At 69.8% G+C, this 16450-nt stretch carries 15 protein-coding genes and 1 tRNA gene; 14 read left to right on the top strand and 2 right to left on the bottom strand.

The annotated features are described in order from the left end of the window. Nucleotides 1-2 precede the first annotated feature (2 nt). From ABZ808_RS30330 to ABZ808_RS30305, 6 genes are all read left to right on the top strand, one after another. Nucleotides 3-1013: a segregation/condensation protein A gene (locus ABZ808_RS30330; protein WP_357012828.1), complete on the top strand. Its 1011-nt coding sequence runs from the start codon at nucleotides 3-5 to the stop codon at nucleotides 1011-1013. After that, the gene (gene scpB, locus ABZ808_RS30325) at nucleotides 1006-2094 is read left to right on the top strand and encodes an SMC-Scp complex subunit ScpB (protein WP_357012827.1); all 1089 of its coding nucleotides are present in this window, start codon (nucleotides 1006-1008) and stop codon (nucleotides 2092-2094) included. Before ABZ808_RS30330 ends, scpB begins: the two co-directional genes overlap by 8 nt. Beyond that, nucleotides 2081-2851, top strand: a complete 771-nt coding sequence (locus ABZ808_RS30320) for a pseudouridine synthase (RefSeq protein WP_357012826.1) — start codon at nucleotides 2081-2083, stop codon at nucleotides 2849-2851. The genes scpB and ABZ808_RS30320 overlap by 14 nt, the downstream gene beginning before the upstream one ends. A gap of 195 nt (nucleotides 2852-3046) precedes the next feature. Then, nucleotides 3047-3727, top strand: coding sequence for a (d)CMP kinase (cmk, locus tag ABZ808_RS30315; RefSeq protein WP_357012825.1), 681 nt, complete (start codon nucleotides 3047-3049; stop codon nucleotides 3725-3727). Next, on the top strand, nucleotides 3724-5130 hold the full coding sequence (der, locus tag ABZ808_RS30310; RefSeq protein WP_357012824.1) for a ribosome biogenesis GTPase Der: 1407 nt from the start codon (nucleotides 3724-3726) through the stop codon (nucleotides 5128-5130). The genes cmk and der overlap by 4 nt, the downstream gene beginning before the upstream one ends. Before the next feature lie 187 nt (nucleotides 5131-5317). Continuing rightward, nucleotides 5318-5391, top strand: a tRNA-Pro gene (locus tag ABZ808_RS30305). A gap of 304 nt (nucleotides 5392-5695) precedes the next feature. On the opposite strand, the gene ABZ808_RS30300 is transcribed toward ABZ808_RS30305, so the two are convergent. Next, nucleotides 5696-6403, bottom strand: a complete 708-nt coding sequence (locus tag ABZ808_RS30300; protein ID WP_357012823.1) for an SDR family oxidoreductase — start codon at nucleotides 6401-6403, stop codon at nucleotides 5696-5698. Beyond that, nucleotides 6400-7707: a transcriptional regulator gene (locus ABZ808_RS30295; RefSeq protein ID WP_357012849.1), complete on the bottom strand. Its 1308-nt coding sequence runs from the start codon at nucleotides 7705-7707 to the stop codon at nucleotides 6400-6402. Before ABZ808_RS30295 ends, ABZ808_RS30300 begins: the two co-directional genes overlap by 4 nt. Before the next feature lie 351 nt (nucleotides 7708-8058). On the opposite strand from ABZ808_RS30295, the gene ABZ808_RS30290 reads away from it, so the two are divergent. The 8 genes from ABZ808_RS30290 to fxlM all read left to right on the top strand — a co-directional run bounded on the left by ABZ808_RS30290 (nucleotide 8059) and on the right by fxlM (nucleotide 16445). Next, nucleotides 8059-8793 carry a hypothetical protein gene (locus tag ABZ808_RS30290; RefSeq protein WP_357012822.1) on the top strand — a complete coding sequence of 245 codons (735 nt, stop codon included), beginning with the start codon at nucleotides 8059-8061 and terminating at the stop codon, nucleotides 8791-8793. Further along, complete coding sequence (locus ABZ808_RS30285; protein WP_357012821.1) at nucleotides 8790-9473, top strand: N-acetyltransferase; 684 nt, start codon at nucleotides 8790-8792, stop codon at nucleotides 9471-9473. The genes ABZ808_RS30290 and ABZ808_RS30285 overlap by 4 nt, the downstream gene beginning before the upstream one ends. Nucleotides 9474-9566: 93 nt before the next feature. Further along, on the top strand, nucleotides 9567-9950 hold the full coding sequence (locus ABZ808_RS30280) for a hypothetical protein (protein ID WP_357012820.1): 384 nt from the start codon (nucleotides 9567-9569) through the stop codon (nucleotides 9948-9950). A gap of 11 nt (nucleotides 9951-9961) precedes the next feature. After that, nucleotides 9962-11407: an APC family permease gene (locus tag ABZ808_RS30275; RefSeq protein WP_357012819.1), complete on the top strand. Its 1446-nt coding sequence runs from the start codon at nucleotides 9962-9964 to the stop codon at nucleotides 11405-11407. Between the two features lie 310 nt (nucleotides 11408-11717). Continuing rightward, complete coding sequence (locus tag ABZ808_RS30270) at nucleotides 11718-12449, top strand: hypothetical protein (RefSeq protein ID WP_357012818.1); 732 nt, start codon at nucleotides 11718-11720, stop codon at nucleotides 12447-12449. After that, entirely contained in the window at nucleotides 12446-13657 is a 1212-nt protein-coding gene (locus tag ABZ808_RS30265; protein WP_357012817.1) for a histidine decarboxylase, read from the top strand. Before ABZ808_RS30270 ends, ABZ808_RS30265 begins: the two co-directional genes overlap by 4 nt. Nucleotides 13658-13699: 42 nt before the next feature. Next, nucleotides 13700-14833: a class II histone deacetylase gene (locus ABZ808_RS30260; protein ID WP_357012816.1), complete on the top strand. Its 1134-nt coding sequence runs from the start codon at nucleotides 13700-13702 to the stop codon at nucleotides 14831-14833. A gap of 382 nt (nucleotides 14834-15215) precedes the next feature. Then, complete coding sequence (gene fxlM, locus ABZ808_RS30255; protein WP_357012815.1) at nucleotides 15216-16445, top strand: methyltransferase, FxLD system; 1230 nt, start codon at nucleotides 15216-15218, stop codon at nucleotides 16443-16445. The last annotated feature ends 5 nt before the right edge of the window (nucleotides 16446-16450 follow it).

Below are 16450 nucleotides of genomic sequence, written 5' to 3'. Positions count from 1 at the left end.
CCGTGGACTACGGTCGTCCGGTGACCGCGCCACCCCTCGACCCGCCCGAGGCCGCTGCTCCGGCCGCGGTCGACGGTGTGCCGCCCGCCGACCCCGCCGCCACCGGGTTCACGGTGCGACTGGCCAACTTCACCGGCCCGTTCGACCTGCTGCTGCAACTCATCGGCAAACACAAGCTCGACGTCACCGAGGTGGCCCTGCACACGGTCACCGACGAGTTCATCGCCTACATCCGGGCCATGGGCGACAAATGGGACCTCGACGAGGCCAGCGAGTTCCTGCTCATTGCCGCGACCCTGCTCGACCTGAAGGCGGCCCGGCTGCTGCCCTCCGCCGAGGTGGAGGACGAGGCGGACCTCGCCCTGCTGGAGGCACGGGACCTGCTCTTCGCCCGGCTGCTGCAGTACAAGGCGTACAAGGAGGCGGCGGCGCACATCGCCGAGTTGGAGGCGGTGGGCGGCCGGCGGTACCCCCGGGCGGTCAGCCTGGAACCCCGCTACGCCGAGGCGCTGCCCGACCTGGTGCTCGGCATCGGTCCGCAGCGGCTGTTGAAGCTGGCCGTCAGGGCGATGACCCCGAAACCCGTGCCGGAGGTCTCCATCGCCCACGTGCACATGGTCCGGGTCAGCGTCCGGGAACACGCGGCGATCCTCGCCTCCCGCCTACGAAGGGCCGGCACCGCGACCTTCTCGCTGCTCTGCGCCGACTGCGAGGCGACCCTGGAGGTGGTGGCCCGGTTCCTGGCGCTGCTGGAGCTGTACCGGGAGGGCCTGGTGGCCTTCGTTCAGGAGCAGGCCCTGGAGGAGCTGACAGTCCGCTGGACCGGCCCGACCGACGGCGAGACCGAACTGCATGTCGACGAGTACGCCGGCACCCCCGCCGATCCGGAAGCGGGCTCGACGGCGGCGCCGACTGGCGAGCCGCAGCCGGCGCTTGCGCCTGAGCCGGCGCCGATTGGCGAGGCCGGGGGAGTGGACGGGACGGGAATGACGGAGGGCGAGCGCAATGAGTGACGAGCAGCGCCGGGATTCCCTGGCCGACCAGGCCGCCGCCTGGATCCCCCCATGGGAGCGCCCCCGCCAACCGGCCCCCACCCCCGAAGCCCTCGAATCGCCGGGCGCCCCCGAAGCCGTCGACTCTCCGGGCGCTCCCGAAGTCGCCGCGTCTCCCGAAGCTGTCGAGTCTCACGAAGTCGTCGAGTCTCCCAGCGCCCCCGCGGCTGCCGAGTCTCCCAGCGCCCCTGAAGCTGTTGGGTCTACCGGCGCCGCCGAACCCGGCGAGCTTGGCGAAGAACGCGCCACGGGCCGACCCGGACCGGCGTCCGTCACCGCCCCGCCGGTGGCCCCGGAAGATATTGGAAGCAAACTGCCCCTCCAGGGGCCGGATTCTTCCAAGATCTCGGGCGAGCCTGGTGCGGGCGAGCCGGGTGCCGGCGGGCTCGGGGTGGGTGAGCCTGCGGGGGAGTTGGGCGGTGCTGAGGGCGTACCCCGGCGGGAGGTGGCGGGGCGACGGCGGGTGACGGTCGTCACGCAGCCCGCGCCGGAGTTGGCCGACGCCGAGCTGCGCGGGGCGCTGGAGGCGATCCTGCTGGTGGTGGACGAGCCGGTCAGCGAGCTGGTCCTGGCCCAGGTGCTGGAGCAGCCGGCCGAGCGGATCGGGCCGATGCTCGACGAGATCGCCGCCGGTTACACCGCCGCCGGGCACGGGTTCGAGCTGCGGCGGGCGGCCGGCGGTTGGCGGTTGTACACCCGACCGGAATACGCTACGTACGTCGAGCGGTTTGTCCTGGACGGGCAGTCCGTGCGGCTGACCCAGGCAGCGCTGGAGACTCTGGCTGTGGTCGCTTACAAGCAGCCGGTGACCCGGTCGCGGGTCTCGGCCATCCGGGGTGTGAACTGCGACGGTGTCATCCGTACGCTGGTGAGCCGCGGTCTCATCGAGGAGTGCGGCACCGAACAGGACAGCGGGGCCTTCCTGTACCGGACCACCACACTGTTCCTGGAGAAGCTCGGGCTGAACACCGTCGACGAGCTGCCGCCCCTGGCCCCCTTCCTGCCCGACGACGTAGAAGAGCTTGCTGATGCGACCCGATAACCGTTCCCCCAAACCCGACGCGCCCGTCTTCGAGGGGGCGGAGCGCCTGCAGAAGGTGCTCGCCGCCGCCGGCGTGGGCTCTCGGCGCGCCTGCGAGGACCTGATCTTCCGTCGCCGCGTCACGGTCGACGGGCGCGTCGCCAAGCTCGGCGACAAGGTCGACCCGGCCATCGCCGTGATCCACGTGGACGGGGAGCGCCTCCAGGTCGACACCCGCCTCGTCTACGTGGCGATGAACAAGCCGCGCGGGGTGGTCACCACCATGGCGGACGACAAGGGCCGCAACGAGCTGGCCGACTTCATCGGCAAGCGGCTGGACCAGCGGGTCTACCACGTCGGGCGGCTCGACGCGGACAGCGAGGGCCTGCTGCTGCTCACCAACGACGGCACCCTCGCGCACAAGCTCATGCACCCCTCGTACGAGGTGCTGAAGACCTACCTCGCCGAGGTGGTCGGGCCGATCCCGCGCAACCTGAGCAAGCGGCTGCTGGCCGGCATCGAGCTGGAGGACGGGCCGGTCAAGGTCGACTCGTTCAAGGTGGTGGGCACCCTGGGTAAGAGCGCCCAGGTGGAACTGAGCCTGCACGAGGGCCGCAAGCACATCGTCCGGCGGCTGATGGACGAGGTCGGGCACCCGGTCACCCGGCTGGTGCGTACCTCGATCGGGCCGATCCGGTTGGGCGACCTGCGCACCGGGCGTCTCCGGCGCTTGACCAACGCGGAGGTCGCCGCCCTGTTCAACGCGGTGGGTGACTGACCCCACGGGTTCCGGGTACGGCTGCCGGTAGGCTCCGTGACGGCCGAGACGCGGCCGTCCAGGTGGCGTGGATCGCCTCCGGCGGCGTCGCACGCGGGTCCGACGCGGACCCCGGGCATGATGGATAACGATGGACAACCGCTTGCGGCGCCGAATCACCGGGCGTTCCGCGAGGTACGGGCTGAGGAGGACACGGTGGAGGAAAACGTACGGGCCGGGCGATGTGTGGTCGCTGTGGACGGGCCGTCCGGTTCGGGTAAGTCCACCGTGTCGCGGCGGCTAGCCGCCGGCATCGGTGCGCGCTACCTGGACACCGGGGCGATGTACCGGGCGATCACCTGGGCCGTGCTGCGCTCCGGCGTGGATCTCACCGACACCGCGTCGGTGGCCAAGGTCGCCGGCGAGGTCAACCTGCGCATCGGCACCCACCCGCAGGGGTACGCCGTGACCATCGACGGCGTGGGCGTCGACACGGAGATCCGTGGCGCCGAGGTGACCGGGGCGGTCTCCGCCGTCGCCGCGGTACCGGCCGTCCGCGAGCTGCTGGTCGCCCGCCAACGCGAAATGATCGCCAACGCCGGTCGGATGGTGGTCGAGGGCCGTGACATCGGCTCGGTCGTGGCGCCGGACGCCGACCTGAAGGTCTTCCTGACCGCCTCCGAGGCCGCCCGTGCGGCCCGGCGCAGCGCTGAGGACGCCGCCGACGTGGCGGCCACCGCCGCCGACCTGGCCCGCCGGGACCGGCTCGACTCGACCCGCAAGGTCAACCCGCTGGCGCAGGCGCCGGACGCTGTGGTGCTGGACACCACGGAGCTGGGCATCGACGAGGTCGTGGCGCGGCTGCGTGACCTGCTCACCGAGCGGGGCGTGGCATGAGTAGCGATGGCGGTGGGTGGGTCGAGCTGCGGGAGCCCGACGTCGCCGTAGAGGAGCAGACCGGCCCGCAGCCGGTGGTGGCCGTGGTGGGCCGTCCCAACGTGGGCAAGTCCACACTGGTCAACCGGATCATCGGCCGCCGGCAGGCGGTCGTCGAGGACATTCCCGGTGTGACCCGGGACCGGGTGCCGTACGACGCCCAGTGGAACGGCCGGGCGTTCACCGTGGTGGACACCGGCGGCTGGGAGCCCGACGCGAAGGACCGGGCCGCGGCCATCGCGGCGCAGGCCGAGATCGCGGTGGTCACCGCCGACGTGGTGCTGTTCGTGGTCGACGCCATGGTGGGCTCCACCGACGTGGACGAGGCCGCGGTGAAGATGCTGCGCCGCAGCGCCAAGCCGGTGATCCTGGTGGCGAACAAGGCGGACAACACCTCCATCGAGATGGAGGCCACGTCGCTGTGGTCGCTGGGCCTCGGTGAGCCGTTCCCGATCTCCGCGCTGCACGGCCGGGGCTCCGGCGACCTGCTGGACGCCATCCTCGCCGCGCTGCCCGAGGCGCCGACGATCGTGGAGAACCGGCCGCGCGGGCCACGGCGGGTGGCGCTGGTCGGCCGCCCGAACGTCGGCAAGTCCAGCCTGCTCAACCGGTTCTCCGGCGAGGAGCGGGCAGTCGTCGACTCGGTCGCCGGCACCACCGTCGACCCGGTGGACAGCCTGGTCGAGATCGGCGGCCAGACCTGGCAGTTGGTGGACACGGCCGGGCTGCGCAAGCGGGTCGGCAAGGCCAGCGGCACCGAGTACTACGCGAGCCTGCGTACCGCCGGGGCCATCGACGCCGCCGAGGTGGCCGTCGTCCTGCTGGACGCCAGCGAGCCGATCAGTGAGCAGGACCAGCGGATCCTGTCGATGGTGACCGAAGCCGGCCGGGCGCTGGTCATCGCGTTCAACAAGTGGGACCTGGTCGACGCCGACCGTCGGTACTACCTGGACAAGGAGATCGACCGGGAGCTGCGCCGCATCCCCTGGGCGATCCGGTTGAACCTGTCGGCGATGACTGGCCGGGCCGTGGACAAGCTGGCCCCGGCGCTGAACAAGGCGCTCGCCAGCTGGGAGACCCGGGTGCCGACCGCGCACCTCAACCAGTGGTTGACCGCGCTGGTGCAGGCCACCCCGCACCCGGTGCGCGGTGGTCGGGCGCCGCGCATCCTGTTCGCCACCCAGGCCGGGGTGGCGCCGCCGCGGTTCGTGCTCTTCACCACCGGCCCGCTGGACGCCGGCTACCAGCGCTTCGTCGAGCGCAAGCTCCGCGAGGAATTCGGGTACGAGGGCAGCCCCATCGAGATCTCCGTCCGCCCCCGCAAGAAGCTCGGCCCCGGCGGCCGAGGCAAGGCGCACGGCTAACCTTTTCGCACGGAAATGCCGGATGGACCACCTGGTCCATCCGGCATTTCCCTACCCCACCCTCCTAGGACGCTGTAGGGGTTGTGTGGTGGTCCAGTGATCCCGCGACCCGGGTGGGGCCTGTGCGGACGAGCAGAGGCTGCTGCGCTAAGCTGTACCGGCTGTCGCAGGGGAAACCTTGTGAGGGCGGGACGTGGCGCAGCTTGGTAGCGCACTTGACTGGGGGTCAAGGGGTCGTCGGTTCGAATCCGGCCGTCCCGACGCAGGTCAGAGGGCTGATCCGAATATCGGGTCGGCCCTTTCGCCGTTCTGGGGACCAAGATCAGTCAAGTGGAAGCGTGCCTAGCGCTGCTTGACCGGTGGTCAAGTCTGAAGTGTCCAGCCGGGATGGCTGCCGAATCGCTCGTTCTCTGGATCAAGGCGGCCCGCAAAGCGGGCCGCGCCGGCCGGCCACGCTTGAGAGTTCTCCTGCCGCGCTACCGCCCCTGCGGACCCGATCTCGTTCACGTCATCTGTTGATCACGCAGAGGTAGCTCGGTGCCACGCAGACTGTCCGGTGATGCCGCTACCAGGCGAGTGGTCGTCGCTGGTAGAAGAGCCCTCCGGACGGGCCGTCTGAGGGCAACGTCGCGAGCCATACGAAGGTGTCCGCAGCTTCATCAGGCGTGGATTTCGCCTTCCCGTAGGCCAGTCGGGTGTCGACCTTTCCCGGAGACGCCGCGTTCACCAAGATGCCGTCGTCCTTGAGTTCAGCTGCGAGGATGCAGGTCAGGGCGTTCACCCCAGCTTTCGACACGCGGTAGGAGACGCTGCCGGTTCCCATTTCGCCAAACGTGCCCATGTGGCTGGTGACGTTGACGATCCGGCCGTACCCGTTCTTTCTCATCTCGGGGATGGCTGCGGTGCAGCAGCGCCAGGTCCCCATGATGTTGGTGTCCAAGGTGGCTCGCACCTTCTCGATATCGGCGCTAGCCGCTGCCTGACCTCGGTCGATGGCGATGCCAGCGTTGTTCACGAGAATGTCCAGCCGGCCGTACTGGTAGCCCACGTCGGCCATGGCACGAGCGACGCTTGCCGGATCGGCGATGTCTAGTTGCTGGCCGGATGCAGAGAGTTCATCCGCAAGCAGCTCGTCGGCGGCCCGATTGGCGGCCTCCTCCGTGCGGGCTGTTACGACTACGTGGGCGCCGGTCTCGGCTAAGCCGCGGGCGATGGCCTTGCCGAGTCCGCGGTTGGAGCCGGTGACAACTGCGACCCTATTGGCCTCATTCATGTCAGCAGACTACGCACGCACTCATCCAACTCTCCTGCGGCGGGGTGTCGATGCGCCACGAGACGACCATGGATGTCGAGCAAGCGGCGATGGTTGCGCACGGATCGGGTGGCGACGACATCTGGGGCAGCTTGGGCGACGAGGCTGCACGCCTGCTCGACATCTCCGAGATTGAATACGGAGTCGGCGCGCCAGATCAGGTAGGTTGCGCGGTCGCGGCTACGCTCGGCCGGTTGGAGTGCGAGGGTCTGCTTAAGCCAGTAGTCGCTGGCTTGGTGGCGCTGCAGGAGCAGGTAGCAGGCCGCAACCTGGGCGGAGTACTCCGCCTGATCAAAGTAGCTGGCCCAGGCCGGGCTTGCTTCATCGTCAGCGCGTGACATCTCTGTGTCGGCCTCTGCAAGTCGGCGCTCGCACGCTACCGACTCACCAAGCACTGCATGTGTGCGAGCCAAACGCGTAGTGAGCATCGCTCGTACGCGGGCGGGTGCATCCTTCGCCCCAGCCCGCGCAGCGTCGGCCAAACGGAGGGCCTCGGTGGGACGTTCAGTGTCGACCCTCTGAAGGCTCATGCACTTCAGGATGTTCGCGCCTGCCGCGCGGTCGGCTGCAGAGTGGGCAGCGTGTAGGGCGGCAAACCAGTAACGCTCGGCTGCCGCGTGGAATCCTGCATCGAAACTGGCCCAGCCAGCGATTCGCCCCAACTCGGCGGCGACAACCAGCAGGCGATTGCCGGCAACCTCCGAGTAGCTGCTGTGGCGCAGGAGATCCGTTACCAGCCGAAGCTCGGCGTCAACCAGAGACCGCACGCTCCCGCCGCCGAGGCTGGCGTCCATGCGGCGCAGGGCCGGCAGCCGCTGTTCAAAGCAATCTAGGAGATCTGCGTCGACGCGGCCTCCCACAAGCGCCGCGTTGATCTTTGGAGACTCGGTTGCGAGCCACCGTTCGGCTATCGCGGCAGCTAACCCGGCCTTCATGATCAGAAACCCTCGGCGATCTAGCACTGCTGGTCCTGCAGTGTTGTCAAGTAAATCCACTGCTCCCTTGACGGTCCAAGTTGTTGACGCGCTGATCGCGGGACCGGTAGGGAGCCAGTGAGGCCAACCGAGCGCCTTAACTGTTTGCCTATCAACGCCGAGTTCGTCGGCCAATGCGACCTGTGAATCCTCATCCGGCACCACGCCCCATCGCTCCCAGCGCCAAGCCTTCTCGCGCCGGGCGGCAGTGTTTAGACGGCGCGCGATGACATCGACGAGATCTTGCTGCGTCCAGCTTCGCTGTTCTCGAACGTAGCTCAACGGATGCACCAAGAGTTGACTCCGTGGCGATGGTGCCCGCGTCATCCTGCCTCCCCGGTCGTCGCCGTCACTCTAGTCCGGTCCGGTCAAAGAAACGTGCTCTCAACTGCGGAAACTGCTCGGATGTGGCATGAGACAACAGCGAGACAACAGGCTAAGCGTCGATTTGCTCTGGTCGTTCGGCTTTCCTGAACGGGCCAGTCCGTTTCGGTGTCGACCGGTCGCTGTCGGTGATTGGCCCGGTCAGAACTGAGGTCGCCGGGCTCGGCGGTGAGCAGGGGTGGTCCGCCCCAGAAGTGCTGGCGAGCCTCCTGCAGATGGATGTGCCGAGTCGGGGGCCGAGAGAAGGGTGGCATAGAGATGCGCCGGAGAAAGTGGTTTGTTCCGGCCGATGATCGGTCGTTCGACCCCGTGGGCAGCAACGTGACGCGGCACAGGGCTATCGAGGCGCGGGTAGAGACGTGCACGCACGTTCGTGCCGTACCGGAGGGTGTGGTTTCGCCTGTTCTGGTCGAGCGGGTAGCGCCGGGGGAGGTGCTGTGGCTGGGGCCGGCTTCCGTTGTCGGGTTGTCGCTGGAGGCCGCTGGTGACACCGATCTGCTGTTGGCGGCCGGCGGTACCGGTCTTGCGCCGCTGCGGGCGCTGGTCGAGCAAGTTGCCGCGTCGCCGGGCGGGCGGCGGGTGACGTTGGTGGTGGGCGTGCGGACGCTTCTGGACCTTTACGACGCGGTCGCGTTGGACAAGCTTGAGCAGGCGCATGGTGACTGGCTGACGGTGGTGTTGGCGTTCTCGGATGACTGTGATGTGGAACCGGCCGCGCAGGGGGATCTGCTGAGCGTGGCGTTGTATCACCACCGGCCAGGGCAGGCGGTCTTCGTCTCTGGCCCGCCGGGGCTGGTGGAGACGGCGCGGCAACGTCTGCCCCTGGCGGGGGTTCCGTCGGACAGGCTGCACCTCGCCACCACCTTTCAGCGCGCGCTCGACTCGGCTCGATGGATGTCCCGCCAGCGGGCTGCACACTCGCCGGAGCCAGAGGCAGCGGACGCGGCTGTTGCCAGCAGCGGCTCGAGCCGATCCGCGAGGGACGCGACATGACGTTTCCGAAGACGGTGATCCGCCGCGCGGCCGTCGAGGACATCGACCCTCTGTCGAGGGTCGTGGCGGACACGCTGATGGCGCAGCCCACGGCTGCCTGGCTGGTTCCGGATGCAGCTGAACGTACCGGTGTTCTGCTCGGCTACGCACGACTTCTGCTGATGCGCGGGTTGAACGAGGGCCAGGTTGTCGCGACCAACGACCAAGCCGCTGTGTCGGTCTGGTATTCGCGGTTGGAGCCGCCCGCGCCGGCTGCCTCGTGGGTGTATGACCTGCAGCGGATTCTCGGATCGCACGCACCCCGGTTCGCGTTGTTGCACGCCTACGCCGATGCCGTTGTTCCGCATACTCCGCATCACTATCTGGCGCACTTCGGGGCTCGTACCGGGCAATGCGGTGCGGCCCATGCCGTGCTGTCCAGCTACCACCGCGAGCTCGAGCTTCCGGCGTACGCGGAGGTGAGCGGCGCCTGTCCGCGAGAGAGCATGATCGCTCGGCTCGGGTATGAGCCGCGGTCACCGGTGTTGTTGGAGCCCGGCGGGCCGGTGCTGTGGCGGATGTGGTGGACCTCCTCTGGCGACCGGGGGCCCGACGGGTTGCCGTGCCGAGTGCGAGCGCATCGCTTCGCCATGCCGGTGTGTCGGCGCGTCGTGCCGGCAGCGTCGCCTCGTTCTCCCTGAGGCCTGACCACACCCCCGTTTGTTGATCACCTGCTGGCGATGACCTCGCGGCGGGTCACCCTCTCGCACCCCGCTATCGAAGGAGGCACCCTCATGCTGTCCGCTCTGACCCGTTTAAGGGCTCTGGCGCCGCCACGTCGCCTGAACGCCGGACGGTGGCTGCGGCCGTCGTCGTCCTCCGCGCAAGCCGATGCCGCCGTCACGGACGCGGGAGACGTGACGTCGGGCGAGTTCGCGTGGGGGTACGCGATTCGGCGCGACTGGGCCAGCGGCTCCCATGATCTGTTCGGTTTCACCCCTGACGTCGAGACTGCGCGGTGTCGTCTCGATCATGACCGGGGCTACTGGCGTCGCGGCCCGGTCCGACCGGCGGCGGTGTACCTCGTCGCGGCGAATGTGACCGACGTGTACCGGCACCCGGTTGACGGCTGCCGGCTTGCGGGATGCCCGGACTCCCCGAATCGGGGGCAGCGGTGAGGGCGACGCATATGCAGGTAGCGCTGGCGCGCCGGACGTTGACTCCAATGGGGTTGTGGGTGTTCGGGGCGGCGGCGTCGGCTCCGATGGTGGTGCTCGCCGGAGGCATCGTCGCCACGTACGCGACCACCCAGGTGACGGCACTGCCGTTGGTGTTCGTGCTCGTCGCCGGGGTGGTGGCGTTGCTGGCGGTGGGGTACACGGCGATGGCCCGGCAGGTGGGACACCCGGCGGCCTACTACGGCATCCTCGCCAACAGCCTCGGACGCGGTTGGGGTGTTGCCGCCGGCCTGGTCGCCCTGGCTGCCTACAACTCCATCCAGATCAGCTTGTACGGGTTGTTCGGGGCGACTTTGGCGACCCAGCTCGGCGGGGTGTGGTGGGTGTGGGCGGGACTCGCCGTGGCGGTGGTGGGGACATTCGGTGTGCGGGCGATCGTGCTGTCCACTCGGGTCCTGGTGGCCGTGCTGGTGGTGTCGCTGCTTATCGTCGCAGCCTTCGTCCTCGCAGGCGTGGGTCAGCCGGCGGGCGGGGAGCTGTCGTGGGCGGGCTTTGACGCCAGAGGGCTCGCGGTTGGTGGCGTCGGCGGCGCGGCGGCTTTCGTTGTGGCGGCGTTGATGGGCGTTGATGTTCCGGGCTCGATGGTTGAGGAAGCCGTGGACCGCCGGTCGGTGGGCCGGGCCACGATCGGCGCGGTGATCGTCCTCGGCGGCGTGTACGCCCTCGCGGCGTGGGCGATGGGCGTGGCAGTCGGCCCCGGAGCGGTCGGCGAGGTGGCCGCTGACCCGGCGGGCGGGTTGCCCTTCTCGATTCTGGAACGCCTCGGCGGCTGGTGGGTTCCGCTCGCGGAGCTGGTTCTCGTGCTGGCGATCGTCACCTCGAAGCTCGTCTTTCACAGCGTCGTGGCCCGGTACGTGTTCGCCATGGCGCGCGAAGGAGTCCTGCCTCCGGGGCTCGCGCGTACGGGCAGCGCGACCCGGGTCAGCGCGCCGCGCGGCGGCTCGTTGACCCAGACGGCCGTCGCCTCGGTGGTGGTGGGCGCGTTCGCCCTCGCCGGGACCGACCCGATCGCCGTGATGTTCACGTGGCTGTCGACGCTGGGCGCGCTGGGCTTGTTGTGCCTGCTGCTGGCAGCGTCCGTGGCCGCGTTGACCGCACCGGCGGGCGTGCGCGGCCCGAGACCGGGGATGTGGGAGTGGCGACTGGCTCCCGTGCTGGGCGTGGTGGGCGGGCTGGTGCTGCTGGGCCTGATGGTCGGCAACGTCGGCTCGCTGTTGGGCGCCGCCCCGGGGTCGCTGTATCCGTTGCTGTTGCCTGCGATCCTCGCCGCGTTCGCTGTGCTTGGCGGGCTGTGGGCGGGACATCTGCGGCAGTCCCGTCCGGAGGTCTACGCCGGCATCGGCCGGGGCACCCCGACGACGCACGCCGTCCCCGACGCGATCAACGTCTCGATCTGACGAGGGAGCGACGATGATGACCCACGCCCCCACGCCACCGCAGTCAGGCAGGCACTACAGCGCTGGTCCAGTCGAGGGCCGATGGCGACAGGAACACCCGTCGGCGGTCCCGCCCGCCGTTGGGCAGGGGAATCCGGCCTACGGGCCAGGGCATGCCGCCCATCGGCCGGGGACGGGCTACGGGACGGCGCACACACCCGCCGACTACCCCCGGCCGCCGGACACCACGCTCACCCCGGCCCCCACTGCCTATCCGGTGCCGCCGCCAGCGCCCGCCTCGGCATACGAACAGGGACCCAGCGATGACACGGTGCCGTCGGAAGTCCGCCGGTGGGCCGACCTCCGTAAGCAGGTCGCGTACCGATCCAAGCGGATCAACACCGGCCACATGGTCGAGGCCGATCAGCGGTTCGGAGGGCGCGACGCGCTCGGCCCACATGGCGTGATGTTGTTCTTCGTCTCCGACGCGCCGGCCGAGCCGCACGGCTACCGGCTGCACACCGCCTACCGGCTATGGCTGGCGTCCCCGGACGCAGACGACCTGCCCCACCTGCTGGCCGACCTCGCAGGAGTGGCCCGAGACAACATCACCCGCGCCGCCTCCCTCCAGCGCCGCTGGCACCCCCTCGGCCCGGACGGATCGATGGTCAACGGCGGGGACATGAGCCTGCCGGAGCACGCGACCTACGTCGGTGCTGGGGTCAGCACCCTCGACTCCGACCAGGGCCGCTGGTACCAGCTCGCCCACACCCTGCGGGACCTGCCCGCCACCGGGCACCGCCTGTCGGTCTTCGACCTCAAAGGCCAGGCGTACGTGTTGCTGACCGACGGCACCGCCATGCACATCGACCGCGACCCACACGCGCGCCTGGGCGTGGACGGCATCCGCTGCAACCGCACCCTCGACCCGGACCGCGTCACCTACTACAACCGGCACGAACACCTGACCGAGGACGGCGACGACGCCACCCGGGCGGTGTGGCGGCACCTCGGCGTCCTGCACCACACCCTCACCGCGCACCTGCACGGGCGGCCGGCGTGACCCACACTCTGCACCTCGCCGACGCCGCTAACCTGAGCCGCGCACCGATCGACATTACGGCCGTCCTTGACCACCTCGTCCGCGAAGCCGACGCCGCGGCGGCCACGAGCATCGGGTTTCCCGGCGCCGTGGACCTCGACCACACCGAGGTCATGAACCGCCTCGGCGGCAGGCTGTGGAACAACATCGGCGACCCCGCCGACGAGGGCGGAATCGCTCACACCCGGGCGCTGGAACGCGCCGTCATCACGTGGGTAGCCGACCTGTTCGCCATGCCCACAGACGACCGGTGGGGCTACGTCACCACGGGCGGCACTGAAGGCACCCTCTCCGCCCTGCACGCCGCGCGCCGGCGCGAACCTACGGCACGGATCTACTACTCGGCTGCCGCCCACTACTCGGTGGCCAAGGTGGTGCGTCTGCTCGGCGCTCACGGCGTCCCGATCCACGCGCAGCTCGACGGGGAAATGGACTACGCGCACCTCGCCGAGCAGCTCCACAGGAGGCGCCGCTTCCCGGCCATCGTCGTCGCGACCGCCGGCACCACCATGACCGAGGCGGTCGATGACACCAGCCGCATCCGCGAGGTCCTCGACGCACACCCCACAGACGGGCACCTGCACGTCGACGCGGCCCTGTCCGGCATCCCCCTAGCCCTCGACGGCCGGCTGCGCCTCGACGACGCCAGCGGCATCGGCAGCGTCGCGATCAGTGGCCACAAGTTCTTCGGCACACCGACGCCCTGCGGCCTCGTCCTCATTCGCGATCACCTACGCACCACCGGCAGCCGCATCGCCTACACCGCCACAGCGGACACCACCATCACCGGCTCCCGCTGCGGCCTGTCGGCCGCCCTGCTGTGGCACGCCATCGCCGCCCACGGACGGGAAGGGCACCGCTGGCGGGCCGACGAGGCCCGCCGGCTCGCCGCCTACACCACCGAGCAGCTCAACGCTGTCGGCTGGCCCGCCTGGCGACACCCGCACGCCTTCACCGTCGTCCTCCCCACACCACCCGATCCGGTGCGCGAGAAGTGGCTGCTCGCCACCGACGACGACACGAGCCACCTCATCTGCATGCCCGGGATCACACCCGGCCAGGTCGACGCCTTCGTCGCGGACCTCGCCGCCGCCATCCGACCGCGATCCCGACCGATCCCGCGACCCCGACCCGCGCAGGCATCACCGGCCAACGCCTCCGCGCACTAACCACACCAGCACCAGCATCCTGAGTGACGAAGGGCAACCATCATGACCAGCGGTTACGTCTTCCATCCCGAGTACCTGTGGCACGACACCGGCACCAGCGCCGGCCTGCTGCCCGCCGACCCGACCGCCGGTGTCCAACCCGCCGTGCACGTCGAGAACCCTGAGGCGAAGCGACGCGTCCACGAGCTGATCCACGCCTCCGGACTGCTGGGCGAGCTGATGATCATCGAGCCTCGCCGGGCCACCGTCGCGGAACTGACACGCGTCCACACCGCCGCCTACGTCCAGCACATCAAGACCCAAAGCGATCTACGCGGCGGTGGTGGTGACGCCGGAGACGGGTTCTCCCCGGTCGGTCACGGTAGCTACGACATCGCCCGCCTCGCCGCCGGAGGGCTGATCGAACTCGTCACCGCCGCCGTCCACGGCGACATCACCAACGGCTACGCCCTGGTCCGCCCGCCCGGCCACCACGCCACCGCAGAGGCCGGGATGGGTTTCTGCCTGTTCAACTCGATCGCCGTCGCCGCCCGCCACGCCCAGGCCGAACTCGGGCTCGCCCGGGTCGCGGTCCTGGACTGGGACGCCCACCACGGCAACGGCACCCAAGCCATCTTCTACGACGACCCGAGCGTGCTCACCATCAGCCTGCACCAGGCCAACTGCTTCCCACCCGACTCCGGCTGGCCCCACGAAAACGGCACCGGCGACGGCACCGGCTACGCCCTCAACGTGCCCCTGCCACCGGGCAGCGGCCACGCCGCCTACCTCCACGCCATGCACCAGGTGGTCCTGCCGGCGCTGGATCGCTTCGCCCCCGACCTGATCCTGCTCGCCAACGGCTTCGACGCGGGCGTATTCGACCCCCTCGCCCGGCAGATGCTCACCGCCGCGTCCTACCGCGAGATGACCCGCCTGCTCGTCGGCGCCGCCGACCGGCTCTGCCACGGCCGGCTCATCGCCGCCCACGAAGGCGGCTACAGCCCCTTCTACACCCCGTACTGTGCTCTCGCGTTCCTCGAAGAACTCGCCGGCACCACCACCCACGTCACCGACCCCCTCGCCGCCGTCGTCGCCGGCTACGCCGCCGAACCCCTCACCCCCCAACAACAAGCCGTCATCGGCGAGGCTGCGCAACTCCTGCCCCGCATCCAGACGGTCGTTCCGTCCGCCTGAGGAATGACCAGGACCTGGGATGAGCACCAGCACCAGCACTCTCGCCGCCGTCACCGCGACCCTTCTTGTCGCGGCGGTCCCGGCTGCAAGACGAGCCCCGGAGTCCTGACCCGCACTCCACGAGACCAGGGCTGGGGAGACCCGAGATCCTTCAGCCCTCACCCGTAGTCGCCGCGAGGCGGCTACCCGACCGGCCGCCGTGTCAGGGGTGACCACGGATGGCCGGTCACGGGCCGGCGGCAGCGAGGCACCCCCGTCCCCCTGCCGCCGGCCACCCAGCCCCGAACCGCACACCGGCCGCATCATCGACGCCGTCCAAACCGTTGCCAGCGGAAGCAAGGCCCAACGTGCCCCGATCCGCTTGAGGAAGAGGAAGTAGCGAGTGAGCCAGACAACCGACACAAGATCCGCCGCGGACCGCGCCACTGAGCTGCGCGCCGCCCTCGTAGGCAACCTGCACGCCCAGGGCAAGATCACCTCGGAGCTGGTGGAGACGGCGGTGCGTCAGGTGCCGCGCGAGCGGTTCATGCCCGCCGGCACCGATCTCGATGTCGCCTACGGGTTCGACAACTCCGTGGTGACCAAGCGCGACGAGCACGGTGTGGCGATCTCGTCGGTGTCCGCGGCCTACATCCAGGCGAGGATGCTGGAGCAGGCCGAACTCGCGCCGGGCATGACGGTGCTGGAGGTCGGCTCCGGTGGGCTGAACGCCGCGTACCTCGCCGAGATCGTCGGCCCTGGAGGTCGGGTCGTGAGCATGGACATCGACCCGGAGGTCACCGACCGAGCCGCGGCGCTGCTCGAGGCGAACGGCTACGGCAGCCGCGTCCGGGTCCTCGTCGCCGACGCGGAGCATGGCGTGCCCGACGAGGGGCCGTTCGACGCGATCATCGTGACCGTCGGGGCGTGGGACATCGCCCCCGCCCTGCTCGACCAACTACGCGAAGGCGGCGTGATCGTCCTGCCCCTGATCATGAACGGCGTCACGAGGACGATCGGCTTCCGCCGCGACGGCGACCACCTGGTCAGCAGATCGGTGGAAGTCGCCGGGTTCGTACCGATGCAAGGCGACGGCGCGCACCCGGACCGGGTGTTTCTCATGCCTGACACTAACGGCCGGCACGTGCGGATCCTGTTCGACTCCGACGTGCCCGATCACCTGGACCGTCTCGACGGCGTCCTTGCCGGCGAGCGCGCTGAGCTGTGGTCCGGCGTGACGATCGGCAACGGGGCCTCGTTCGCCGACCTGCACCTTTGGTTCGCGTGGTTCCTGCCCGGCTTCTGCCGCCTCGCTGCCGACGAGGGCACCGACCTGGCTGCCGAGCGCCTCTGGTTTCCCTTCGGTGTCGTCCACGGCGCGGGCTTCGCCTACCTGGCGTTGCGGCCTGCGCCCGAGGGGGAGGGGTTCGAGTTCGGGGCCCGTGCCTTCGGCCCGGACGGCGAGCGGGCCGCCGCCGCGATGGTCGAGCAGATCCGCGCCTGGGACCACGACGGGCGCGACGTGGAACCCCGCTTCGGCTACTGGCCCGCCGACAGCGGCCACACCCACATCCCCTCCGACGCCGCCGTCATGGACAAGACCTACGGCGTCATCTCGATCTCCTGGTCCTGATGACC

Source organism: Micromonospora sp. NPDC047527 (genome assembly GCF_040643015.1).
In the GTDB taxonomy this organism is placed as follows: domain Bacteria; phylum Actinomycetota; class Actinomycetes; order Mycobacteriales; family Micromonosporaceae; genus Micromonospora.
The sequence above is the reverse complement of the archived record's forward strand: the minus strand, read 5'-3'. Positions and strand labels throughout refer to the sequence as shown.